This window comes from Parachlamydiales bacterium (genome assembly GCA_041671045.1).
Lineage (GTDB): Bacteria > Chlamydiota > Chlamydiia > Chlamydiales > JABDDJ01 > JABDDJ01.
On sequence record JBAZCF010000007.1, the window covers coordinates 92,945 to 118,860 of the forward strand.

Genomic DNA, 25,916 nt, shown 5'->3' on the forward strand with positions numbered 1-25,916 from the left:
CACCGCAATAACATTATTAATAATAAGTAAATAATAATAGTCAAACTAAGCTTTATTTAGAATAATATTAGCTCTATATAATGTAATTGCAGGACAAGTAAAGTTATATTTTACAATATGATCGAAGTCAGGAAAAGTAAATTGTAGAGATTCAATTCTGCGACTTAGCATGCCTGGATGGATCTTAAAGGTCCTTATCTGAAATTCTTCTTCTATAAAATATCTAGAAATAAGCGCTATCTCGTTTTTATTTCCGGTAGGGATGAACACGAAGACGGTGCAAAAATGCTGTTTTTCCTTTAGAGAAGCTAAGACATCTATAATCTGTTTTTTCGCTTCTGTAAGGGTCAGGAGCATGAAAACATTATTTCCGGCCTCGGTAGCGAGCTCCTCGATAATATCTTTCTGAGAGAGGGAAGTTAGATGTTTTTCTAGGTGGTCTATTTGAGAGTATTGATTCTCATGCAGCTGATAATTTCCGTTGGAAGTAAGCTCAATGAGCACGTCGATCTCTTCCTGATTATCCTTTACAGGTCTTAATCGACATATCATTTCACCCTTTGATGTGAAATAGAAGGTAATAGGAGTGGAAGGATAGGCCTGGTCAGATTTTTGCTTAAAAAATGGGGAGTTTACAAATGCGTCTTTTCCATTCAGCGGCATTTGCCATGTTGTCAGAAGCGAGCCTACTAGTGGCATGTGCAAGCTATTAGACATAATGTTCCTTAATTAGGCGAAAACTGATTGAAAGATTCATCTACAGGTGAATGGAGCGCGCCTTTCAAAGGTATATAATTAGCAAATTGCGCCAGCTCTTTACGGTAAGTCATATTGACTGTTCCTATGCTACCATGTCGGTTTTTACCGACGATGATCTCCGCCATTCCGGGCTTATCCATAGGGTCATAGTATTCACGTCGGAGTAGGAACATAATAATATCCGCATCTTGCTCGATGGATCCGCTTTCACGCAAATCGCTCATCTGGGGCCTATGTCCGGGACGTTCTTCAACCTTACGGGAGAGCTGTGAAGGGCAAATAACAGGGATATTGAGTTCACGCGCCAGGTTCTTCAGCATACGTGAGATCTCAGAGATCTCGCTCTGGCGGCTCTCTTGCGTACGTGAATTGCCTGAACCCGAAATCAACTGCAAATAGTCGATGATCAGTAATTCGATACCGTAACTTTCCTTCATGCGGCGTGCGCGTGCACGTAAATCGGTGATTTTCAAGCCGGGCTGGTCGTCGATGATCATGGTATGCTGCTGCATAAAGCCGACGGCGCTGACGACTTTTTGGAATTCGTGGGGGCTGAGTGATCCGGTACGGATTTTATCGGATTCAACTTCGGACTGTGAGCAGATGATACGGTGGACAAGCTGGTCAGCACTCATCTCTAATGAGAATATGCCAACGGGCATATTGCGTTTGAAGCAGACATTTTCAGCGACGTTGATAGAAAAAGCTGTTTTACCCATTGCCGGACGGCCTGCGACAATGATGAGGTTAGAGCGGCCTAATCCGTTGATCATTTTGTCCAGGTCAAGGAACGAAGTGGGAATACCTGTGATACCGGGATCTTCGGGACCGCGGGTACGGTATTTTTCTTGCTGCTCTTCCAGGGATTTAAGAAAAGGCTGTTGGTTGTCGGATTTTGTTCCTGACAAAATATCTGTGAGGAGCTTCCCGTTGCTTGGATGGGCAGCTTGGCTGATTTGATAGAATAGCTGTTGGGCCTCGTCCAATGTATTGACAACATCCTCCGGTTCATCGAGAGCTTTTTTCTCGATCAACTGAGCTGCACCAATCATACTGCGCAGCATGGCTTTGTCACGGACTATGGCGCAATATTCCTCAATATAAGCGGATGTCCCGGCATATTGGGCTAACGTTGTGAGGTATGCGGCGCCGCCGACAGATTTGAGCTTGTCTAGGCGTTTAAGTTCTTCGCAGATAAGGTGGAGGTCGACAGGTTTGTCATTTTTATAGGAGGCTTTAAGGACTTGGAAGATGATTTTATGTTCAGTGAAATAGAAATCTCCATCGTCGAGGCTATCAGCGCCAATATTCAGGGCATTGACGCTGGTCAGCATACAGCCTAAAACCATCATTTCGGATGGTTTGGAGTGGGGGGGAACGCGTACTTTTGTGTCTAAATCTGACATCTAATGCCCTTAAATTTATTATTCCGTTTCTATATCAACTTGGATAAGCTGCTGATTTTCTTCCGAAGCCGGTTTCTTTTTATTTCTATTTCTCCAGGAGTACCATCCTATTCCCAATCCAAGGGCAGATAGGCCTGCAGCAATGGCAACAGATCCCCATAATGCCGCGGCACCTTCTTCTTCCTCATCCTGGTTTACAAAACATTGTGTGACATTTGTCATGACAGCAGGCCAGTTTTCTGCACACTCGAATAATCTTGTGCAATTGCTAAGCATTTGCTGTGGTAAGTATTGCATACTGGAAAGGGAGATAAAGAAATCCCTTGTACCTACTTGGACGTTTCCCGCAAAGGCAAATGTAGTTTCCATCAAAGGGGCATTTAAAGTGCTATTTACCTGCTGGGCTGCTTCGTAAAATCGTTGGTAGACTAGCGGTAAAGCGTCGGAGCAGCATTTCTGAACGTTTTGGATCACGCCCTCTCCACTTTCTGAATTGATACAGACCCAAATTTGCTGCGCCAAAGTCTCGTTTCCGCCCGGAGCGACTATTAGGTTTTCCGAAGCACAAAGATTTGTTGTAGGGCACCCTGAAGTAGTCACAGCGTGAATGCGGTCAGCCAATATCAAAGTTTTTAGGGCATTCAGCGCAAATGTGCGTCCTGCAGATTTGCCGCAGCTATTAGGAGTAGCATTGTTGTAGGAAGCGTCAGTGTGAATAGAGGAATTTGAAGAAGATATTTTTTCGGGTATGCTCATTTTTCTACTCTAAGCTTGAAGAATTTCTGAGATATTACTTTAATCAAGCTAAAATTAACAAGACTTCTGATATCCAGAATTATTAATTTAATGATTATTTTTAACTAATAAATCCTTTAAATTAGCAATAGAGATGAAAAAGCTGCAAAAGTGAAGGGCCTATTCTATGGCATATACCAAAGTAATTATTATCGGGGGCGGCTTCGGCGGTTTAAATGCTGCAAAAGCTCTACGAAAGGCGGATATCGATCTGCTAGTGGTGGATAAGACCAACCACCACGTCTTTCAGCCCCTTCTTTACCAAGTGGCCAGTGCAGCTTTGTCATCGGGGAATATCGCAGCCCCTATCCGTGAAATCCTGCGGCATCAAAGCAACACATCTGTCCTGATGGCGACAATTGATAAAATAGATTTAGCTAATAAAGAGATCCGCGCCCTCAATGGGGACACCTACAAATATGATTACCTCATTATCGCTCCCGGATCCAACCATTCCTATTTTGGACACAATGAGTGGGAAGCATTTGCACCTGGCCTCAAAACAATTCCCGATGCTGTGAGGATTCGTGAAAGGATCCTTCTAGCTTTCGAAATGGCAGAACGCTGCGACAGCTACACCGAAGCTGCGAATTATCTACGCTTTGTAATTGTCGGGGGAGGCCCTACCGGTGTGGAGATGGCCGGTGCTATCGCCGAAATCGCCCACAAATCGATGTTCAAGAATTTCCGTAAAATCAAACCCGAGCAGTCAGAGATCTATCTGATCGAAGGAACAGACCAGATATTAAACACCTATCCTCCACGCCTGTCCGATGTAGCTAAACGCGATCTAGAGAAAATGGGCGTGCAAGTCCTGACGAGTAAAAAAGTGACCAACATTAATGAGAGGGGCGTTTTTTTAGGCGATGAGCTTATTGAAACCCATAACGTCATTTGGGCTGCAGGGAATGAGACCTCCCCTTTGCTTAAAACGTTAGGCACCCCTTTAGATAGAATGGGAAGGGCTATCGTCGAACACGATTTGTCTGTGCCGGGACATCCTGAAGTTTTTGTTATCGGCGATGCCGCGTTAACAAAATCTGCTGATGGCAATCCCCTACCCGGAATTGCTCCTGTAGCAATCCAACAAGGGAAATATGTCGCAAAAATCATTGCTTCCAATACCCCTTCCGATCAAAGGCAGCCGTTCAAATATTTTGACAAAGGGATGATGGCAACGATTGGCAAAGCGAAAGCTATTGCCCTAGTGGGATCTTTTGGGTTCTCCGGATTCTTTGCTTGGCTGGCTTGGGGCTTGATCCATATCTTCTACCTTGTCAGCTTCGAAAACCGCAGCCTCGTGATGATGCAATGGATGTTCTGGTATTTTACCGGGAAAAGGCAGCAGCGCCTTATCGCACGACCCATCAATGATTACCACGATGAACAGATTTTGGATGAGCCGCAAATAGGTCATGAGAAGCCAGGCGACAATCACCCTCCGAACAGAATAACTTCCTTTTAAGAACTAGGGGTAAGTTTTTCTTATTCACCCTTGCAAAAATCGCAGTAAGTAGTATAGACTAACGAAGTCTTTTATCAAGGAAAGATGGCTGAGTGGCCGAAAGCACGTCCCTGCTAAGGACGCATACCCCCAAAGGGTATCGAGGGTTCAAATCCCTCTCTTTCCGCAAAGACCTTGACGTTCGCGTCAAGGTCTTCTTTTTATCAACAAAAACACCACATACGCAATGCCGGCGATTAAAGCGATGGTAGCCCCTGGCGGCCAATCTAAATCGTACGCTGTCCATGTTCCTGTAAAACAAAACAACGCACTCAATACCACTGCCAATGCCATCATTATGGAAAGGCGCTTAGTGAGAAGATTCGCTATCGCAGCAGGAATTGTCAACATTGTCATCACTAAAATAATCCCGACGACTTGGATCAATAGTACGATAGATATCGCTGTTAAAACTAGTAGGAAAAGATATAGGGCCGAAACATTCAACCCTTGCAGCCGAGCTTGCTCTTCATCAAAACAAACCGCTACAAGCCTTTTATGCAGGCATAAGATGGACAGAAGAATAAAAGCATCCAAGACAGCTAGCTGCACCAAATCGGTGGGGGCAACCCATAATAGGTTTCCTACTAGGAAATTTGTCAGCTCGACATTATAGCCGGGGGTCTGTGAAATAAATAGCACGCCGACAGCCATTCCAATAGACCAAACAGCCGCAATGACCGAATCTTCCCTTTGACGATAGTGCAAATGGATCCATCCCATAATCAGCGCTGAAATTACTGCAGCGACCAAAGCCCCGTGAAAAGGGGTCAGCCAAGCAATATCCTGAGTCCTGGCTAACCATAGACACAGGCCTATGCCGCCCAAAACTGCGTGGGAAATACTTCCGCTAATGAATACAATTCTTTTAACAACAACATAGGAGCCGATGATTCCGCTGACGATAGAGGCCATTAATCCGGCTAAAAGAGCTGAGAGGAGCAGAGGGTTCTCTTGTAAAGCCTCAAGAAATGACATTAAGCTTACCTTTGGCTACGGGTGGATGATAAAGGCCAATGGCAAAGTGTTGGCAAACTTCCTCTTTGGATAAAGCGCGCAGGGTACGCTGCACGAGGACGACGTTTTCTATGTTATTGATTGCTGTCTGCAGGTCATGTGTCACCATAATAATAGTCATCTCTCCTTGCAGCATTGCGAGAAGGCGGTATATATCTGTTTCAGCCTTCACATCCACACTTGCTGTCGGCTCGTCCAAAAGCAGAAGCTTCGGTTCTGAAACAAGCGCACGCGCGATCAACGCACGCTGGCGCTGCCCGCCGGATAGGTCGCCGAAGGCTGCGTCTGCTTGGTCTTCGAGGTTAACTTTTCGTAAGGCTGCCAAGGCTTTTTCCACATCTTCTTTTTTGAAACGTCCGTACCAGGGTAATTCAGAAAGCAGGCCCATCAATACAACATCCAGGACATTGATCGGAAATTGCCTGTCGTAAATCAGGTTTTGGGGAACATAAGCTATCTTAGACAGGGCTTTACAAGGAGATTTTCCAAAAACTTTGATGGAACCTTTTTCGGGAGAATATAAACCTAAGATCAGTTTAAGTAGCGTTGTCTTTCCTCCCCCGTTAGGGCCTACTACAGCGACAAACTGACCTTCGCTCAATGTCCAAGAAATGTTTTCGACTACAGGGATGTCGCCTTGATAGCCGAAAGTTAGATTTTCAATCTCTATAGCGTCAGCCATCACAGTCCTTATTTGACGATAGGGGCTTTTGCAAATTCACGCCCGGTATTACGCATCATGGTGAAGTAGTCCTCAGCATAAGGATCCAGTTCCAACGTGGGGACGTTCAATTGCGCTGCAATTAGTTTAGCGCCTTTATTTGGGTATTGAGGCTCTGTATAGATCACTTGGATGCCTGTTTTTTTGGCCCTGGTGACTAGCGAGGTCAGCTGTTTCGGTGTAGGATCTTTACCTTCAACTTCAATGGAAAGCTGTTCTACGCCATAATCCCTATCCATATAACCGTAGGCGGGGTGAGCCACCACAATAAGGCGTTTCACTGATCCATCCCCTAACAAGCCGGTCAGCTCTTGATCTAAAGCTGTCAGATCTTTCAAAAGGGAATTTCCATTGGCTGCAAAGGTTTGACTGTCTTGGGGATAACGCGCTTGCAAAGCTTTGACAATAGTTTCCACTTGCTGCTTGGCCAAGCGGGGGCTTAGCCAAAAATGGAGGTCGTATTCGTTATGGCTGCAATGCTGGCAATGATGTCCCGCGGTTATGAGAGAAAGTCCTTGTCGCAGATCCACTTGTTTTAAATTCTTGTTGTAGGCTTGTAATGCGTTCAGAGCACGCGTTTCAAAGAGCTCTCCTGTAGTAAACCACAGATCGGCTTTGCTAGCTTGGATCACCTGTTTCGGGGTAGGTTCATACGTATGCGCACTGGCACCTACCGGAACCATCAAATCTACAATGACCTTATCTCCGGCTATGCGTTGAATAAAACCTTTATACACCGGAATTGTAACCAAAACATGAGGTTCGCCGGTTAGTCCGGTAAAAACAAAAATACAAAAAAAGAGCGCGCGTAAGAGCATATTCTTATAACCTACTCAACTTTAAAGCGGATTGCCTATTTACGTATAAAATGTTGGCGCATACGTTCTTTAACAGCAAGTAATAAAACTCTTGCGTCTTATCCAAGTTCAAGGGTAACATATTGCTTCTCTGCGGAGGAGTGTCCGAGCGGCCGAAGGAGCACGCCTGGAAAGTGTGTATACGTTAATCGCGTATCGTGGGTTCGAATCCCACCTCCTCCGCCACTTTTTATCATCCCCATTTCCTAATATGTGATTTTATGCCCTTGACAAGTCAAGAGCTGGAAAAGCTGCGACAAGTCGCAGCACTCCTATACTAGGACACGTTTTTTTGTTATCAAGCTAAGATGATTTGCGGACTTAACCTAAGGAACGTCCTAAGATTACCAGCGCATCGTTAAGGACGCTGTAAAGAACATTGAAAGTCCCTAAAGTTAAAGACCGAGTTCCACTACCTCTCCATAAATGTCGAAACGTTGTCACCGGGACTTTATTTTGAGCGCAAGTCAAGCCTGTATCGGCCATATGACCAAAAAGACTACCTAAAACACCACTAATGAAAGCAGATGTATATTTGACTTTCCTACTTTCACCTAGGGATTCCTTTAACTTATCATTTAAAGGATCGCTTATCCTTATAGAGATGAGGAAGCTTGTTTCTCTCGATACGATCATAGCCACCTGGTAGATAGACATTGCTCGCAACGATTCAATCCAATTCATCCCCATGCTTTTACCATTAAAGATAGTAAGGAAGGGTGAAGAAATAGCTCCCACCGTTACAGAACTTAATACTGTCACGCCAATGCCAGGTTTTTCACCTTTGTTAAAGCATCTGGTTAGCGTATTTTCCGTAACTATCTGAGCTCCCATTTGCGCTCCGATAATTCCACTGATAATAGGAGCGGCCTTTGATCCTGCCACAAGAGCCTGTGTTACTGTGAAGCTTGGAACAGGTTTAATATTTTGCAGCGCACTTTTTCTTTCGATACCCCAATAAACGGGAATAATGGCCATTCCTCCGGCAACAGGTGGAATAATGGAAGGCAAAGTTTTTACATACCAGCTTTCTGACGGTGGCCCATTAGGGTTAGCTGAAGTTACAGACATGATGATTTCCTTAATTAAACTATTTTTTTTGAAACTAAATAAAAATATATAGATGGTCAAATAGTGTTCTCCGCCTCAGCGGAGAAAAATTAAGGAAAGAGAAGGAAAAGAGACGGAAACAAGCACAGCCAAAGCTAAGGTAATATAGCCCTCACAAATGCTTGAAGTGGATGTAATAGATTTTATTGTATCCATGGATAAGATATTATCATTAACTAACTAATGAGTAAATAAGATCAGTGTAATCTAAATCAGTTTATTCTTCTAGAATAGTTAATAACTCGGCTTTAAGATCTGTAACACGTCTTCTTATTTCATCATCAGATAATGGTTTTAGAAGCTTAACCATTTTCCATCCCGAATTCTTTTGCCCTTGACGCTCCTGACCCACACCATCCGTTAGGACGACATGCCAATGGCATCTGCCTACGGATTGGCCTGCGGAAGAATGCACGGAAAGCATCACATTGACGATCTGATCCTGGAATTTACCTGCATAATGTCTAATTAATTTCTCTTTCAAGCGCATCGCTTCTAAATGATCTTCTTCATCTAATTCAAAAAGATTCCTTTTGGGAGCATTAGTGATAAATAGGAAGTGCAGGTCTGCTATAGGTGCGTAATCTAAAAGGACTGAAATACGCTTCCCACAATAAATCGTCTGGAGTTCTTTTCTTTCTTCGTTATTAAAAGGATCCTCTTTACCATCTAATACCGCGTCAGGAAAATTCCATTGGACCTGAACATCCTCCGAATTTCTAAAAACTGTATCATATTGATCTGCTTTTCCGATTAAAGCAGGCTCTCCCCAAGTTAATGATTTCTGGGTAATGATGCTGACATAAGCAATGAATTGCTTAATACTTGAATACTCATTCTGAAGATAGGGAAGCATTTGGCTGGTTTTTTCGCCGGTTTTTGCTCTCTCTCGTTCAAAAAGGAAAACGCCCACAACTTTATTGGCATCTTCGCTGTCATATTGCTGTTCTTCCCAAACTTTTGCGATTTTACGGATGCCCTTGAACTTCTCATTATAATAGGATGTTGAATCTATGGAAACGCCAGGAAGATCTACAAACTCTACAGTGCCGGCTTTAGGGGGCTGGGTCGCTAATTGAATTTGAATTCCTTCCCCTCTATGCAGAACAATAGGTTCTGAAATTCCAGAAGCAAAGTAATTGCCCATATAGCTAATAGCCGTCCCCAAAATACCGCTCATTAATAAACCCAAAGTAATAATTATTAATATTTTATGCATAAGAAAATATTATTATCTAACATAATAAATAACAAGAAATTACAATCTCACGCAAATATTTATTCCACGTAGCCATGGATCAAGTTCATACTCTATGCAGGCTCATGCACCTTCCGGGTTTTGGTCCCGTAAAAATTAAACGTTTGATCGAACGCTTTGGATCGCCAAACGATGCATTTTTAGCCGAACCCGAGGAATTTCAATCCAATCCTGTCTGGATGGATAGAAAAAAATTCACTTCCTGGGAAAATGACCTGCGTCTCGTAGAAGAAGCAGATATAACTCTTATCCCCTATTTTGCCCCAAATTATCCGGCTCGCTTGCGGGGAATTAATGATGCGCCTATGCTACTATATGTAAAGGGTACACTTTTATCGACTGATAATCAATGCATTGCAATTATTGGAACTCGATTTGCCACCCCTTATGGCATGGAGACTGCCGAATCATTTGGACAAAATTTAGCCCGCGCCCAAGTCTGTGTCACCAGCGGATTAGCTAGAGGAATCGATACTGCCGCTCATAAGGGCGCATTACGTTATGGAAGAACGATCGCTGTTATCGGCTCAGGCTTAGGGGAACTCTACCCACCCGAAAATCGCGCTTTAGCAAATAGTATCGCAGAAAATGGCGCTATTATCAGCGAATATCCAATGCTGACCCCGCCTAGTAAATTGACCTTTCCTCAACGCAACCGCATAGTTAGCGGGATGTCACGCGGCGTACTATTAATTGAGGCTCCGGAAAAAAGCGGCGCCATGATTACGATGGATCTGGCTCATCAGCAAGGGAAAACTTGCTGGGCTTTGCCGGGTAGAGTAGATTTCCCTTCCTTTGAAGGCAATCACTCTTTAATTAAAAAAGGAAAAGCAAAGTTAGCCACAAAAGCGGGCGATGTGTTAGATGGATATGACGATCTGTTTTCACAAAATTTGCCTGTAAAGGTAAAACACCTAGGTCTAACAGAACAGGAACAACAGTTTTTAAGTAAATTTCCTGCCGGCTCTGTCATGATGGATGAATTGTGCCGGTTGACTCAACTGCCTGTAGCTAAGATTAGCGTTCTGTTAATGGGTTTGGTTTTTAAAAACATAATAAAAGAAGTACCTGGTCAGAGGTACCAAAAAAGATGAGCAAATGTCAAAAGCATTAATTATTGTAGAGTCTCCAGCAAAGATCAAAACTTTGCAAAAATTTTTGGGAAGTAATTACCGGTTCGAATCCTCTATCGGACATATACGCGATCTTCCCGCCAAAGAATTCGGCATCGACCTGGAAAAAGATTTCGAGCCGAAATATGTCACCATGCCCGATAAAGAAGCAGTCATCACCAAACTCCGCAAAGCTGCCAAAGAATGCGATATCGTCTACCTCTGTCCCGACCCTGACCGCGAAGGAGAGGCCATAGCCTGGCATATTTCACAGATTCTCCCCGCCGGTACCAAGCTACGACGCGTTACCTTTAACTCTATCACAAAAGACTCGGTTTTAAAGGCCTTAGACTCTCCCCGCGAAATCGATGTCGCAATGGTCAATGCCCAGCAAGCGCGCCGCCTGTTGGACCGTATTGTAGGTTATAAAATCTCTCCGCTTCTCAATAAAAGGATCCAGCGTGGACGTGCGAGCGGCGTATCTGCAGGACGCGTCCAATCTGTTGCCTTGAAGCTTGTTGTGGATAGAGAAAAAGAAATTGAAGCCTTCAAGCCTGTAGAATATTGGAACTTGGCCGCCCTGCTTGCTGTCCAGAAAACACACGATTCCCCTTTCCGCGCAGCGTTATATAGTGTGGACGGCAAAAGGATCGACAAAGAAGCTGCTGAAGGCAAAGATATTCTCCTTATCGGTAATAAAGCCACTGCCGATGCTATCTTAAAACGCATGAAGCATTCCCCTTACCAGGTGACTTCTGTCGAGAAAAAAGAAAAACGCCGCAACCCTGTGCCCCCCTTTATTACTTCTACGCTGCAACAGGAAGCCAGCAGGCATTTCGGATTCTCCTCCTCCCGTACTATGTCTATCGCACAATCCCTCTATGAAGGTGTGGATCTAGGCAACGAAGGCACTGAAGGTCTGATCACCTATATGCGTACCGACTCGGTCAGAATTGCCCCCGAAGCAATACAAGATGCACGCCGCTTTGTCACTTCTACTTTCGGAAACGACTATCTGCCTGCCTCCCCTAAAGTCTACGCCTCTAAGGGCAGCGCACAAGATGCTCACGAAGCTATCCGTCCTACCAACCTATACCATACGCCCGACAGCATACGCAATTATTTGACGAAGGACCAGTTCAACCTTTACCAATTGATCTGGAGACGCTTTATCTCTTCCCAGATGGCTCCCGCCATCTATGATACTGTAGCCGCTAATATTGAAGGCGAAAAAGGAATTATCGTCCGTGCGACCGGCTCTGTCATCAAATTCCGCGGTTTCTTAGCTATCTACGAAGAGAAAAAAGACGAAAAAGAAGAAGAGAAAGAAGACGAAGACCGCATCCTTCCCCCTCTGCAAGAAGGGCAGCTGCTGGACTTAAGGGAAGCGTTAGCTGAACAAGCTTTCACTAGACCCCCGCCGCGTTTCACCGAAGCATCCCTCGTTAAAGAATTAGAAAAGTCCGGAATAGGAAGACCTTCTACTTACGCTACGATCATGAATAAGATCCAAAGCAGAGAGTATACTGTCAAAGAGCAAAGCAGGCTGAAGCCTACAGAACTAGGCCGCGTCATCGCCCAATTCTTGGAAGATAACTTCAAGCAGATTATGGATATCGGGTTTACTTCGTCGATGGAAGACGACCTGGAAAAAATAGCCGAACAGGAAAAAGACTGGAAAGTCCTCATGCGTGACTTCTGGACGCAGTTTGCACCCACGATTGAAATCGCCGAAAAAGAAGCATATATTCCTAAAGTCATGACGGACCTCATCTGTCCAACCTGTGGCTCCAACCTCCAAAAAATCTGGTTCAAAAACAAATACTTCTTCGGCTGCTCCCGTTATCCCGACTGCAACTATAGCGCCCCCGTCGAGGAATTAGAGTTCAATAAAGAAGATTACGACCCTGATTTTGACTGGACCCAACACTGCCCCAAATGCAGCAAAGAGATGAAACTGCGCTTTGGCAAATTTGGACCCTTTTTAGGCTGCACCGACTACCCTAACTGCCGCGGCATCGTCAATATCCCTAAAAAAGGTGAAACAGCTTTACCTCAACAAGAGATGCCTGCTTGTCCTGCTATCGGATGTCCCGGTCAACTTGTAGCCCGTAGATCGCGCTTTGGTAAAATCTTCTATTCTTGCTCCACTTTCCCGGAATGTGATGTGATCGTGAATAGCTTAGAACAGATTGAAACCAAATACGTGAATCATCCACGTACCGCCTATATAGCAAAAACTAAGGGCAAAGCTCCCGCTAAATCTAAAGCTGCCGCAGCCGCAGCAGAAAAGAAAGAAGCTAAAGCTAAACCCAAGAAGAAAGCTGTCCATCCGCAAGTGAAAGTTTCGAGTGAGCTGGCTGCCATCGTAGGAACGGAAGGCCTAAGCCGCCCTGAAATCACTAAAAAGTTGTGGGAATATATCAAAGGTAAAGAACTGCAAGACCCGGCCAATAAACGCCGCATCAATCCGGATACTGAGCTAGCTAAAGTCTTTGGTTCTAGCGAACCGGTAGATATGATGAAACTGCCCGGTTTGGTCAACAAGCACATCACGAAAGAGTAAAAGAACTCATCCTAAGATAGGGAAGCCGCAATAATCCGTGCTTCCCTATCTTAGGGGGATTTGTTATTGCGCGAATTCTACGCGCTCAAAGACAAACCCTTTACGTTCAGAATAATTCACAGGAGTCTCCCGCTTTGCCTCTAAATGTTTAACCGAAGCAAACATCAGATGAGCCCTATGGAATAATAGCTCCCGTTTTAACACCGTCAAGGCGGGCCCTAGAATAATTCCGGAGAGTTTTTCATATTTATCAGCTACAAACTCTTTTGTTCTTGAAAGCTTATCGCAGATGTCCGCTGCAAAAATGGACATCGTACGGTCGATGGCATCTTTACAGTTACGTTGAACCACATCAGAATTTCTGCATAAAGCTAGTTCTTCTGAAATACGTGAATAAAACATTCCGACAAAGGCCAATCTTTTCTTTTTGTCGAACATCATCTCAATCTCTCTGCCCTGTGCATCCAACTCCGTAGGGAAATATGCCTTTTTCACTTCTTCAAACGTTCTTTGAACAAATAGGGCTTTTTCGTCTCCTTCATAACCTAACATGAAAGCAGGATTTGATATAACTTCATGTTTAAACCAATTCAAGAAGTCACTTTTCTTCATGACCTCATTCTTTTCAATTTCCTTCATCCATTCCCCATCCATAGGTAAAAGGGAAAGATCAATCACATCTTTATACTCTTCGCTTTTTGCGAGCTGCATATATAGCCGGACCCATAACCCTTCTCTTTGGGGCTGCCATTTCGTGAAATTGCAATAGTCAAATACTCCAGGATTCTCAAAGGCATACTTAGGGTTCAAATGCAAAATAACTAGAAGTTTTTTACCTTCAGCTTTTAATTGGTTTAAGTAGGCCATGTATTCGGGAACCAATTCAATACCCTCATATACCCAGGGAGCGTCAGTAGGTGTTGGAGCTTGTCTAGGACCAATAGGTACACCCGTACGAACCTGCGTAATCTTCTTTTCTTCCTGCGTTTCAGGATTTTTATAGATATATGTTGCTAATTGGTTGGGAACGTTGGAAAGCCATAGAGGGTCAAAAGTTGCCCAAACAGTACCTACTTGAGCTTTCATATTATCAAATCCACTGATTTGACGCGCATTGACGATACCTTTCATTAATAATTTCAATCGTGTAGCCAAAGAAGTACATTCCTTTAAATCTCCCACAAGCTCTTTATTGCCTTCATTGGCTACCTGGTGAACAAGCCCTGTATAAAATGTATCCATTTCTAACTCAGTAAACCAAATTTTACAGAGGCTTAAAATCTCTGTTTTGAAAGTATTTTTAAGCTTATTTTCAGTTGAATGGATATCGCGTAATACAGTACGGAGTGCTACCTGAAATGTCTGATAATGAAGATGAGCATCGTCCGCATTTCTATAAGTTAACAAAAGGGAAATCGCATCTTTCAGATTTTTTTGGATAGGGTTTTTATCCTTGCACTTTCCTTGCAGCTCCTTCAACCGTGTTTCTCCAAATCTTCTTATGAGTTGTTCAAAGGTAGTATCGTAGCGCTGTTTTTTCCATTCAGGATTAATTTCAGTAAAAAAGTTTTTTACTGGTGTAGGTAGTAAATTCGTATAATCAGTGGCTTCAGGTGCCGTGAGAGTTGTAGATTGGCTTCCCACCAAATGAAAGTCAGCTTCAATACCGATATCCTCTCTTAAGGCTAACTGCATGACTGTATTATTATCCACAAGGGTGCCTGGAATTTCCGTTCCAGAAGTAGAGTTAGTTATCACACTCGTCGATGTTACGGGTAATTCATCCCCAGAGGATAAGTCAGAGTTAGATGAGCTGGTTGTTATAGTTGTCGTATTAGAAAATTCGTCCCCGGTGGGTATGCCGCTTCCGGAGCTATTTAAAGAAGAAGGAGGCGAATCTAGCTTTCTTTTTTCTTCAACTAAGTAACTACTTAAAGTTGCTTGAAGTTCAGCATTTGCCTCTACATAGATTTCAACCTGCTTTTCTAAAACGCCTTTTTGAAGTTCTAATTCCTTAATTTTATTTTGAAGAAGTTGAATATCCTCAAGAACGTTTTGATCCGGAAAAGGACCTACTTGTATTCCCTGATCCATTGTTGCTGGCGAAGTTAAGGGACTCGCATTCGATGCAATAGAGGACTTTTCTAGGATTCTATTTAGTTCGTTATTGGTATCTAAATAGTTCTGAGCAGTCTTTTCAAGGCTTTCTTTTTCAATTTGTAACGCAACTATTCTTTTTTTAAGTTCTTGAATTTCCCCTTCAAATTTTGACTCTGGGGCTTGCATATTCAATATTTCTTGTAAGTCCGTCTTGGCCGATTCAAAGGCTTTTGCTTCATTTTCCAACGCGGTTATGTTTGATTTGAGTGCTTCTATCTGAACGCAAAGCTCTTCAAGGATAAGATAGTCTGTCTGGCTGTTTGCATGGAGCAATTCAGTGATAGCGCTCAGCTGTGACTTTAATGCTACCGCATCTGCAACTATGCGTGAATGTTCTTCACGATCTATAGCAGGCGGCTCTTGAGGAGGATTAAATGGAGAATCAAGAGCTAATTTATAGAGATGATTTCCAATGAGAATGCCAAAAAACGTATCTGCAATACCAGCCACGGCAAGAGCCGTACATTTTAGAGCGGAGGCTGTGTTACTAAGGAACTCATAGAATACGCCATATACATCTAATTCTAATGCTTTGGCACCCGCTTTAAGGAACGCTTGCCCTTCAAAAGAAACGGCTCTAGCAAGAGCTGCTGGAACTGTTAAGGGAGTATAAATAAAGCGTGGTAGGAAATATCCTTTAAAAACATTCAAAGTATCTTTATTTTCGGAATAATAACGTGTTGATTCGTAAAGATTTTTTAATAACCCTGCTTCTTCGGGGACTCTAATTAAATTGCTCATAAAACCTATCTATATATTAATAAAATATTAAATTATGTTAACAGTATAACATATTATTTGTTTAAATTTCATTAAGATTATATAGATATTATATAAATTAATACTATTTAAATAATTGATCTTGTGACTGAAAAACTATACTCATTCAAGCAAAGAGGTGAAAAAGGCTTTTTCGGGCTAGACATCATTTACTCTTTATTATTGGATGACTCAATGGCTGCACACAATTCTGCATGGATTTGTTTATTGGTAGCGACAACCCGGCCGGAGAAAATATCTAAGGGCACGCCCTTATATCCGGTCAGATGACCGCCTGCTTCCTGTACTAAAAGGGTACCTGAAGCTACATCCCAAGGCTGTAAGCCTCGCTCCCAGTATCCTTCCAAACGACCGGCTGCAACATAGGCTAAATCAATACATGCAGAGCCGCTACGGCGGACACCGTGGCATAGATGCGTGAGAAGGCAGAAAGGGGCGTAGTTATTTTCTGGGTTTACACGGCGGTCATAAGAAAAGCCTGTGGCCAATAAGGAATGCTCTAAATCGGGTACGGTAGAAACATTTATTTTCTGCCCATTGAGAAAAGCGCCGCCATTTAACCGGGCAGAGAATAACTCATCCATAATAGGATTGTAGACAACCCCTACCACGGGGGATCCCTTCCATAGGAGGGCTATGGAAATGGCAAACATAGGATATTGGTGTGTATAGTTGGTAGTGCCGTCTAAAGGGTCTATGACCCATAATCTTTCCGGAATATCCTTACGCGGCCCCCCCGACTCTTCTGCCAAGATGCCATCCGAAGGAAAATTTCTGAGAAGAACCTCTTTAATGGCATTTTCTGAAGCCTCATCGGCTTCTGTCACTAAGTCCGAGTGAGAAGTTTTCTGACGTATTGACTTCAGCCTGCCCCAATATTTCTTCAGGTGCACAGCCCCCTCTTTGGCGGCTTCGATGGCGGTGGCGAGGGCATTTTCCCAGATAGCTTCCATTAGGCTTCCTTCATGACAGAGCTTACATTATCTTTTGTACATTTCTTATCTTTGTATTCGATATAATTCCTCATCCACCAGATCATTGCGAAAAAAGTATCGATAGCAATTTCAAAGGCTGTCAGCGGAAAAAATTTACGCACAATTCTACCCAATGCTCCCGCTAAATTCATCGTAAAGTCGAGGACCATGTAGGTCAGTTTACTGCTTATTTTGATTACGGTGCTAGCATAAATTTCTTTTAAAAATGCATCTTTTGCTTTTTCATAAGCGGTGGATTCTCTATCAGAAGGAAAAGCCTTAAGCAGCTGCTGGTTCAACTCGAAATACTTCATACGCATTGCCCCTAGGTCATAATTATTTAGCTGGTATATTGTACGAGCTGCTAAAGCTCCTTCCGGTGAATCTTCAATTGTATAAAGTGGATTTTCAAAAACATTCCAAAATATTTCAGCTACTTTCTTCCAATTATGGACATAGTCGGCGGAACCGGGATTTTGTTTAATCTGGTGGATTTTTTCGAGCAGGCTCTCGCACTCTTCTTGTTTGTGCTGAATAAAGGCGAGTTCCTTAATAAGTTCAGGATTACTTTTCAGACTTTCGCATATTTGCTTTAATTGATTGCCGGCAGTCTCTAATTCATCAAAATAGTTATTCGGATTTTTTATCGTATCGATTTGAGCAAAAATCTTATGACAGGCTTCATTTACGTTCAGTTCGTTTTTATCTTTAAGACTGGTAATGATATTTTGCATTGCAATATCGAGGGAGAAATCTGTCAGATCATTTTTCAAATTTTGGTTAATATAGAAATCTCCAAAATAGGCGATACCCCAAAGGAGGATATTTGCCGCAGCGTAAGGGTTGACAACAGAGTATAATTGCCAAGCCCCGGAAGCAAAAGAAAAGAGGGAAAGGGTCGAAGCGGTACACGTTCCCAACATCAAAATAGGATTAGCTACAGCATTGACAACCTTCAAAGCTGAATACATGAAATAGGATAAATCCCTTCTTTTTACAGAAAGGACAACATCCAGAAACGCTTTATAAATCTCGGGAAAACTATTCGAAATGTAGGCGATACCCAGAGCATTAAGCCCTACAAGAGAAACTTTGCCTAACGCCTTAGGAAAACTTACAAAAAGCCTGTCTGCTAGGATAAGCAGGTCTAGGGCAACCATCCGCGTTTGACTCACTAAACGAGATTTATTCTCGAAATCATCCAGTTGTTTTAAGACCGCCCCTATTCCCCAAGAAGGGTCAAAAAATGCTTCTTTTTTTGGGGGTTCAACATAAACCAAAGGGAAAAAGTAATCCGTTACTGATGCCATTGTAATCTCCGTTTTTGTCCGGAAAGACTACATAGAAAACACATTTTTCACTATAATTATCCATTGGATGAAAAGAGAAGGATAGCACATGAACATTCCAGGTGCAGAAAAAGTTCTTAGTTGGGAATTCTGGTTTACAATGGCGCTGTGCGTGCACCTTATTGCAGGCACGGTGGCATTATTAAGCTTTTGGGTTCCTTTAGTTACTGCTAAAGGAAGCAAGCTGCATATCCATAGCGGAATGACCTTTATCGCTTCGGTTGGAGTCACTGTAGCCTGTGGAGTGATCATGACGGTAATGCATCATTTCGATCCCCTAAACCCTCCCGCCTCCATTGCTAAGACAGCCTTCTTCTTGTATTTATGTTTATTCACTTTAGGCGCTGCTTGGCATGGATTGAGAGTGTACCTACTGAAACCTCCTGCACCCCAGCAAGTCATCATGGAAAAATTCAATGCAGCCTTCATCATTTTCTTCGGCTTGCTGACTGCCTTAACCGGCTTAAAAGAAGGCAACATGCTCTATACCCTTTTCCCCTTCATCGGAATTGGACTTGGCATTAAGCAATATCTGTTCTGGAATACCTGGCCGCCTGAGAAATTTACCGATCTAATGATTGAGCATATGCGCAGCATGATCTCCTGCGTTATCGCTTCTTTGACAGCTTTTTGTGTGATTGCGGTCCCCAGAATTTTCGGGGCGAATCCAGAATCCCTAATACTATGGTTTGGGCCCACAGTTGCACTCGTCCCTTTGATTATCTATTGGCAGATCCGGTTAAAAAATGCGTAAAGTTGCGATCTTTCTTATTTGTTGCTGTTTACTTTCGTGGGGCGGTTATGCCTTGTACCACCATATCTATTTCAGATATTTACTGACCGATCTGACTTTAGCCTATGACCTAAAAGACAACTGGAAAACACAGAGAGTCCCCTACCATCTTCATGATATCCTGCAGCAGAAATTCACTTATCTAGACCAAGGGGCCCAATCCTATGCTTTCGCAAGCGAAGATGGAAAATATGTGCTTAAAATCTTCCACTATAAACACTTTAATAAGCCCTCCAAAAGAGCAAAGCTACTGATAGGCTTGCAAGGTTATGCTACAGGCTATGAAAAGATCCCTAAAGAAAGCGGGATCATCTACCAACAGCTAAAACCCGGCGTAGGGCCGGAAGAAGTAGTCATAGTGACCGACCGTCTGGGCTGGGAACACTCTATTCAATTGAAAGATGTCCGTTATGTCCTACAAAAAAGAGTGACCCTGGTGTCTGAACGTTTAAAAGACCCTGCGTTTAGAAAAAAGTTGTTCGATTTTGTTGAAAAAGAACGTCTGATCGGCATTTATGATCTCGATTATGGCCTATCGCATAACATCGGGTTTATTGGTGAAGACCTGTACCATATTGATTTAGGAAAGCTAACCTATAACCCTGCCTTTTGCCAGTCGGATGAGTTTGCTGCACATATCACTAAAATCGAAAAACGTTTAGCTGCCAAAGGATTTTAACCCTGCAAACCTGTCCCCTAGTATTCGTCCAGGTTAAGGGCCCTCAACAAGTCTCCGCACTCCTATGCTAGGATAGGTTTATCCTGTCATGACACTAGTTGGGTTTTAATGTCTTTAGTATTATAGTGTTTGGTAGATTCTTACTTATTATGGAATAAAAAATGTTAACACAAAGTATACGCCGCCAGTTCATCGAATATTTTAAATCGAAGGGGCATGCCCACGTCATTTCCTCCTCTGTTGTTCCACATGAGGACCCGACCTTGCTGTTTTCCAATGCAGGGATGAACCAATTTAAAGAAGTTTTTTTAGGGATGTCGGTGAGAGATTACAAGCGGGCAACGACGTGTCAAAAGTGTATCCGCGCAGGCGGCAAGCATAATGACCTAGATAATGTGGGACATACTTCCAGGCATTTGACCTTTTTCGAGATGTTGGGAAACTTCTCCTTTGGGGATTATTTCAAAAAAGAAGCCATGGCCTTCGCCTGGGAAGTCGCTACAAAAGTTTTTGGTTTTGACGAAGATAAGATCTGGCCTACTGTATTCAGGGAAGATGATGAAGCGTTCGAGCTTTGGAAACAGTACGTTCCGGTGGAGCGCATCACACGTATGGATGAAAAAGACAATTTCTGGGCAATGGGAGATACCGGCCCGTGCGGACCCTGCTCTGAACTATACTATGACAGAGGGCCTGCGTTCGGCAAGGGAACCAGCCCGGCGGATGACCCGGATGGGGAGCGATATATCGAGTTTTGGAACCTAGTATTCATGCAGTACAACCGTCAGCCTGACGGAAAACTTGTCCCCTTACCCAATCCTTCCATCGATACAGGGGCAGGCTTAGAGCGTGTTGTTTCATTGAAAATGAATGTCAACAGCATCTTTTTGACAGATATTTTCCAAGGCATCATTCAAAAGATCGAAGAGATCAGCGGCAAGAAATACGTTCATGAAGATGAGAAGACAGCGCCCGCATTTAGGGTGATTGCAGATCATTTGCGCAGCTTATCTTTTGCTATCGCGGATGGTGCGCAGCCTAGCAATGTGGAGAGAGGGTACGTTCTGCGCAAAATTTTACGCCGCGCCGTACGTTATGGAAGACAATTGGGTATCGATGAGCCTTTCCTAGGGCGTGTCCTACCCCGCCTTATCGAACTCATGGGAGAAGACTATCCCGAGTTACGCAAAGCGGAAAAACGCATTTCCGACATTTTAACGGGTGAGGAAGAAGCATTCTTGCGCACATTGCAGCGCGGGGGAAACATGCTCAACCAAGTTATCCAAAGAGCACAGGAACACAACCGTCTCATCAACGGCGAAGATGCTTTCAAACTAAAAGACACTTATGGATTACCTATAGAAGAAATCTTGCTATTCGCTAAAGACAACAATTTTACTGTCGAATTACGCCGCTATGAAGAGTTGGAAAACGAAGCGCGTGAGCGTTCACGCAGCCAACATAAGACAGCTAAGCAAAGTGTGGAACAAAGCGTATTTGCAGAGTTTGCTGCTAAAGAGAAAGAGACCGAATTCCTAGGATATGAGAACAGCACGGCGACTGCTGTAGTCAAGGCTCTAATCAAAGAAGGCGCCTTTGTGAAGCGTTTGGAAAAGGGTGAAGAAGGGATGGTCATCCTCGATAAAACACCTTTCTATGCAGAGATGGGCGGCCAAGTGGGCGATAGCGGGATGATTACTACGTCTTCAGGCAGATTTGAAGTTAAAGATGCACAAGCTCCTTCCAAAGGAATTACAGGACATATCGGTATTGTACAAGATGGACTACTGCAGCTAGGTGATACTGTGGAAGTTAGCCTGGATACATCAAGACGTCAGCAGATTGCCAACAACCATACTGCAACACACCTGCTCCATTGGGCGCTGCATAAAGTTCTAGGAGAACATGTTAAGCAGGCCGGCTCTGTCGTGGATGAAGGACATCTTCGCTTTGACTTTAACCACCATAAAGCTTTGACAGCGGACGAAATAGAGGCTATTGAAAATCTAGTCAATGACAAAATCCGTCAAAATAATCCTGTCAAATGGTACGAAATTCCCTATGATCAAGCACAGCACAGACAGGACATCAAACAATTTTTCGGGGATAAATACGGCACAACAGTACGTGTCGTCGACATCGACTATTCCAAAGAACTGTGCGGTGGCACACACACGAGTTTTACCGGAAATATCGGCCTTTTTATCATCCCTAAAGAAAGCAGCATCGCTGCAGGTGTAAGACGTATCGAAGCCATTACAGGCGCTGCTGCAATGGAATACCTGCGCAGCCACGGCCAGCAGATCGAACAGCTTGCAGCCCTAGCAAAAGTGAAACCGCTACAGCTCCAGGACCGTTTAAATAAATTGTTGGATGAAAACAAAGCCTTATCCCAGGAGTTGAAAAAACTCCGCCAAGGAAGCTTGTCCCAAAAAATCAATGAGATGCTAAGCGAAGTCTCGAATGTCAATAATATCCCTTTAATTGCTGCAGAGCTTGCCATTTCTGCTGACGAACTGAGACAATGTGCTGACGAGACGATGGCACGTCTAGGCAGTGGAGTGCTGGTTTTAGGAAACAAGGAAAATGAACGTTGCCAGCTTCTAATACGTGTCAGCGACGACCTAGTTGGCAAAGGGGTGAATGCCCAAGCCATCATTAAAGAGATTGCACCTATCGTTGGCGGAAGCGGCGGCGGCAAGCCTAATAATGCCCAAGCAGGTGGTAAAGATCCAAGCAAACTTGGAGAAGCCTTTGCTGCGGCAAAACAATTTTTAGCGCGTCATTAAAGATGGAAGTGTCCGGCTTTGATGAACTATGGCAGCAAAGTCCTGCACTTCAAGCATTAGTCGAGGCTGCCCGTAACGGGCAGTCTATTTTAGTCGAAGAACTGTGGAATTCCTCTAAAGCATTAATTGCAGCACTATTTCAGCAGGCGACAGGAAAGCATGTGCTGATTATCACGGGCGCTGCAGCAGAAGAAAATAAACAGCTTTTGGACATCCCCTTCTTTACCCAAGCCCCTGTAGTGCATTTTCCGGCATGGGAAACCTTACCCAATGAATATATTCCTCCCAGCCCGGACATTGTGGGCGAGCGTTACCAAGTGTTACGCGATATCAGAACCAATCCCCAACCGCATATCATTTTAGGGGTTTTGCAAGCCTGCTTGCAAAAACTGATCATTCCTCCCCTCTTTGACGACCTCTATTTAGAACTTAAGGTCAATACCACCATTTCCTTTGAAGTGTTGATAGATAAATTCCAAACAATGGGTTACAAGCGCCATCCTGTAGCTGCAGATAAGGGCGAGTTTGCCATCCGTGGGGGGATAGTTGACATTTTCCCCGTTTCCTCCCCTACTCCCTACCGATTAGAGTTTTTTGGCGATGATATCGAATCCATACGCCTCTACGACCCGATCAGTCAGACCTCTGTAGGAAAAGCAGACAAGGTGCTCATTCCCCCAGCTCAAGAACTTGAATTGTTGCAAGGACAGAACACTTTTGGGACTATATTAGAATATCTTGGCCCCCATACTGTCGTTATTTTAGATGATCTCTTAAGCGTAGAGGACAGAGCTGCCAGTCTAGTCTCATTAGGTTCCATGGGAACCAAATATTTTACTTCCTTCGATGAATTACTGCAGCAGATCGAGCCTCTACAGAAAGTTCTGTTTAGCCATCTGCCTATTGAAGAGTTATCTGAGGTAAAATCGAGACCCGAGAAGGGTTATTACTCGGGCAGTACACACCTAACTCCCATAGGTTTCGAGGTGTTTGACAAACCCTTTCAAGCTTTAAGATGGCGCCATCCATTTGCTACCTGCGGGGAATTTCTTTCTCTAAATGCCGCAGAAGGGCATACCATCACTTCGCATGAATTGATGGAAGGATTGACCAAGCTTCCTCCAGCGATCTCTTTGGCTATCGTAGGCGAAACTGAAAGAGACAAGCTGCATTTCTTAGAAAAAATGCAGGGCGCATCATTGCCTCCCAACACACATTATCTAACCGGCTACCTCTCTGACGGCCTGTGTATTGAAGACGTTCCCCTACTGCTTTTTCCACTTACAGAGCTTACCCACCGTTATAAGATCCGTCGCCAAAAATTACGCACTGCCTACAATACCGCAGCGTCCCAACTCTTTGATCTTGTCCCCGGAGAACTTGTCGTCCATTTAAACAACGGCATCGGTAAATTCCTCGGGATCGAGAGAAGGCCCAACCATCAAGGGCACGAAAATGAATTCCTCCTGCTGGAATATGGCGAAGGAGCAAAACTGTTTGTTCCCATCCAACAAGCCCACCTGGTGACTAAATATATTGGCGCGACGGATGATATCCCCCAGCTGCATCAGTTGGGAAGTCCCAAGTGGAAAAAAATTAAAGAACATACTCAGAAAGCTATTGTAGGCTACGCTAAAGATCTGCTCGATCTCTATGCACAAAGGCAGATACGGCAAGGATATGCTTGCGGACCCGATAGTGAAGATACCCGCTCTTTCGAACATGATTTCCCTTTTGAGGAAACGACCGACCAACTTATCGCCATCGACAATGTCAAAACTGATATGTGTTCCACTAAACCCATGGACAGGCTGATCTGCGGCGATGTAGGCTACGGTAAAACTGAAGTAGCTATGCGTGCAGCATTCAAAGCTGTCGTCGATGGCGGAAAACAAGTTGCCGTCCTTGTTCCTACAACGGTATTAGCGATGCAACACTATGAAAATTTCGTTGAAAGAATGGGCAACTTCCCTATCAACATCGGTGTCCTATCTCGTTTTAGAACCCCTAAGCAGCAAAAAGACACTATCCAAGGCGTCAAACAAGGAACTGTCGATATCGTTATCGGCACGCACCGCATCGTCAGTGCCGATGTGGAATTCAAAAACCTCGGTCTAGTCATCATCGACGAGGAACAACGTTTTGGTGTTAGGGCCAAAGAACACTTAAAGAAACTTAAAACAAATGTCGACTGCCTGACGCTCTCTGCCACACCTATCCCACGCACGCTGTATATGTCCTTGGTAGGCGCACGGGATATGTCCGTCATCAATACCCCGCCTGAAGACCGTTTACCTATTTCTACTCTCATTGTGGAACCAAGCGACGAAGTCATTAAAAATGCTCTGTTAAGAGAACTTGCACGTGATGGACAGGCTTTTGTTATACACAACCGTGTAGAAACCATTTACGGCTTTGCAGATAAAGTCAGGCGCCTTCTCCCCCACGCACGCATCGGCATCGCTCATGGCCAGATGACAAGCGACGAGCTGGACAGTATCTTCCACCACTTTAAACATGGTGAGATAGATATACTATTTGCCACAACGATCATTGAAAATGGCATCGATATCCCTAATGCCAATACTATTCTTATCGACCAAGCAGATAAATATGGGCTTGCCAGCTTATACCAGATGCGCGGCCGTGTAGGGCGTTGGAACAGGCGCGCTTATGCCTATTTGTTAGTGAAAAACCGTCGGACATTAACTGAGATCTCCCGCAAGAGACTGCAAGCCTTAGCAGAAGCTGGAGCCCATGGCGGCGGAATCAAGGTCGCTATGCGTGATTTGGAAATACGAGGCGCAGGTGATATCCTAGGAACAGAACAGTCCGGACACGTTGCCTCCATTGGTTTTCACTTTTACTGCAAACTGCTAAAGCGCACGATTGAAGCTTTGCAAGGCAAACACCCTCTTACAGCCTTTGATGTCAAAATCGACTTCCCTGTCGACGCACGTATCACTGATAGATATGTGAACGAGGTTAGCCTCCGTATGGAGATCTATCAACGTTTAGGTGAATCGGTAAGTTTGCATGAAGTGGATGCGATCTGGAATGAGCTACGGGATCGCTTTGGCCCTCCGCCTATACAAGCGGAATGGCTATACCACCTATCCCGTATTCGCGTAGAAGCCGGACAGAAAGGATATACTTCGCTCAAGTGGGAAAACATGGCCCTCACAACAGAACGTAAAGTAGGACAGGAAACAGTCATCAGGAAGCAGCTGTTAAAGCCTAGCAAGACTCCACAAGCCTTAGAAGAAGCAGTATTAAAGCTTTTGTAG

18 protein-coding genes and 2 tRNA genes are annotated in these 25,916 nt (G+C 44.0%); 9 read left to right on the forward strand and 11 right to left on the reverse strand.

Features of this window, described 5'->3' with window-relative positions; translation table 11 throughout:
* Positions 1-45: 45 nt before the first annotated feature.
* The 3 genes from WC222_08625 to WC222_08635 are packed head-to-tail and all read right to left on the reverse strand — an operon-like array spanning position 46 to position 2,921.
* On the reverse strand, positions 46-717 hold the full coding sequence (locus tag WC222_08625; GenBank protein MFA6916448.1) for a hypothetical protein: 672 nt from the start codon (positions 715-717) through the stop codon (positions 46-48).
* An 8-nt stretch (positions 718-725) separates the two neighbouring features.
* Positions 726-2,165 (reverse strand): replicative DNA helicase, encoded by a 1,440-nt coding sequence (gene dnaB / locus WC222_08630; protein MFA6916449.1) that lies wholly within the window; start codon positions 2,163-2,165, stop codon positions 726-728.
* An 18-nt stretch (positions 2,166-2,183) separates the two neighbouring features.
* Entirely contained in the window at positions 2,184-2,921 is a 738-nt protein-coding gene (locus tag WC222_08635) for a hypothetical protein (protein MFA6916450.1), read from the reverse strand.
* 166 nt (positions 2,922-3,087) lie between these two features.
* Here WC222_08635 and WC222_08640 point away from each other — a divergent pair, with 166 nt between their 5' ends.
* Positions 3,088-4,425 carry an NAD(P)/FAD-dependent oxidoreductase gene (locus tag WC222_08640; GenBank protein ID MFA6916451.1) on the forward strand — a complete coding sequence of 446 codons (1,338 nt, stop codon included), beginning with the start codon at positions 3,088-3,090 and terminating at the stop codon, positions 4,423-4,425.
* Positions 4,426-4,503: 78 nt separating this feature from the next.
* Positions 4,504-4,591, forward strand: a tRNA-Ser gene (locus WC222_08645).
* Positions 4,592-4,611: 20 nt separating this feature from the next.
* Here the strand turns inward: WC222_08645 and WC222_08650 are convergent.
* The 3 genes from WC222_08650 to WC222_08660 are packed head-to-tail and all read right to left on the reverse strand — an operon-like array spanning position 4,612 to position 7,020.
* A complete protein-coding gene (locus tag WC222_08650; protein ID MFA6916452.1) occupies positions 4,612-5,442 on the reverse strand; it encodes a metal ABC transporter permease in 831 nt (276 codons plus the stop codon).
* The gene (locus WC222_08655; protein ID MFA6916453.1) at positions 5,429-6,163 is read right to left on the reverse strand and encodes an ABC transporter ATP-binding protein; all 735 of its coding nucleotides are present in this window, start codon (positions 6,161-6,163) and stop codon (positions 5,429-5,431) included. The genes WC222_08650 and WC222_08655 overlap by 14 nt, the downstream gene beginning before the upstream one ends.
* A gap of 8 nt (positions 6,164-6,171) precedes the next feature.
* Positions 6,172-7,020, reverse strand: a complete 849-nt coding sequence (locus tag WC222_08660) for a zinc ABC transporter substrate-binding protein (GenBank protein ID MFA6916454.1) — start codon at positions 7,018-7,020, stop codon at positions 6,172-6,174.
* Positions 7,021-7,154: 134 nt separating this feature from the next.
* Here WC222_08660 and WC222_08665 point away from each other — a divergent pair.
* Positions 7,155-7,245: transfer RNA gene (locus WC222_08665), tRNA-Ser, on the forward strand.
* Positions 7,246-7,380: 135 nt separating this feature from the next.
* Here the strand turns inward: WC222_08665 and WC222_08670 are convergent.
* Positions 7,381-8,130 carry a hypothetical protein gene (locus WC222_08670; GenBank protein MFA6916455.1) on the reverse strand — a complete coding sequence of 250 codons (750 nt, stop codon included), beginning with the start codon at positions 8,128-8,130 and terminating at the stop codon, positions 7,381-7,383.
* Positions 8,131-8,386: 256 nt separating this feature from the next.
* Positions 8,387-9,349, reverse strand: coding sequence for an HIT family protein (locus WC222_08675; protein MFA6916456.1), 963 nt, complete (start codon positions 9,347-9,349; stop codon positions 8,387-8,389).
* A 113-nt stretch (positions 9,350-9,462) separates the two neighbouring features.
* Here WC222_08675 and dprA point away from each other — a divergent pair, with 113 nt between their 5' ends.
* Positions 9,463-10,521 carry a DNA-processing protein DprA gene (gene dprA, locus WC222_08680; GenBank protein MFA6916457.1) on the forward strand — a complete coding sequence of 353 codons (1,059 nt, stop codon included), beginning with the start codon at positions 9,463-9,465 and terminating at the stop codon, positions 10,519-10,521.
* A 4-nt stretch (positions 10,522-10,525) separates the two neighbouring features.
* Positions 10,526-13,105 (forward strand): type I DNA topoisomerase, encoded by a 2,580-nt coding sequence (topA, locus tag WC222_08685; protein MFA6916458.1) that lies wholly within the window; start codon positions 10,526-10,528, stop codon positions 13,103-13,105.
* A gap of 63 nt (positions 13,106-13,168) precedes the next feature.
* On the opposite strand, the gene WC222_08690 is transcribed toward topA, so the two are convergent.
* The 3 genes from WC222_08690 to WC222_08700 all read right to left on the reverse strand — a co-directional run bounded on the left by WC222_08690 (position 13,169) and on the right by WC222_08700 (position 18,329).
* Entirely contained in the window at positions 13,169-16,006 is a 2,838-nt protein-coding gene (locus tag WC222_08690; protein ID MFA6916459.1) for a hypothetical protein, read from the reverse strand.
* 188 nt (positions 16,007-16,194) lie between these two features.
* On the reverse strand, positions 16,195-16,998 hold the full coding sequence (locus tag WC222_08695; protein ID MFA6916460.1) for an inositol monophosphatase family protein: 804 nt from the start codon (positions 16,996-16,998) through the stop codon (positions 16,195-16,197).
* Complete coding sequence (locus WC222_08700) at positions 16,998-18,329, reverse strand: hypothetical protein (protein ID MFA6916461.1); 1,332 nt, start codon at positions 18,327-18,329, stop codon at positions 16,998-17,000. Before WC222_08700 ends, WC222_08695 begins: the two co-directional genes overlap by 1 nt.
* A gap of 88 nt (positions 18,330-18,417) precedes the next feature.
* Between WC222_08700 and WC222_08705 the strand changes: the two genes are divergently transcribed.
* The 4 genes from WC222_08705 (at position 18,418) to mfd (ending at position 25,916) form a co-directional block, all read left to right on the forward strand.
* Positions 18,418-19,122, forward strand: a complete 705-nt coding sequence (locus WC222_08705) for a hypothetical protein (protein ID MFA6916462.1) — start codon at positions 18,418-18,420, stop codon at positions 19,120-19,122.
* The gene (locus WC222_08710; protein MFA6916463.1) at positions 19,115-19,840 is read left to right on the forward strand and encodes a hypothetical protein; all 726 of its coding nucleotides are present in this window, start codon (positions 19,115-19,117) and stop codon (positions 19,838-19,840) included. Before WC222_08705 ends, WC222_08710 begins: the two co-directional genes overlap by 8 nt.
* A 161-nt stretch (positions 19,841-20,001) precedes the next feature.
* Positions 20,002-22,629 (forward strand): alanine--tRNA ligase, encoded by a 2,628-nt coding sequence (gene alaS / locus WC222_08715; GenBank protein MFA6916464.1) that lies wholly within the window; start codon positions 20,002-20,004, stop codon positions 22,627-22,629.
* Between the two features lie 8 nt (positions 22,630-22,637).
* Positions 22,638-25,916 carry a transcription-repair coupling factor gene (gene mfd / locus WC222_08720; GenBank protein MFA6916465.1) on the forward strand — a complete coding sequence of 1,093 codons (3,279 nt, stop codon included), beginning with the start codon at positions 22,638-22,640 and terminating at the stop codon, positions 25,914-25,916.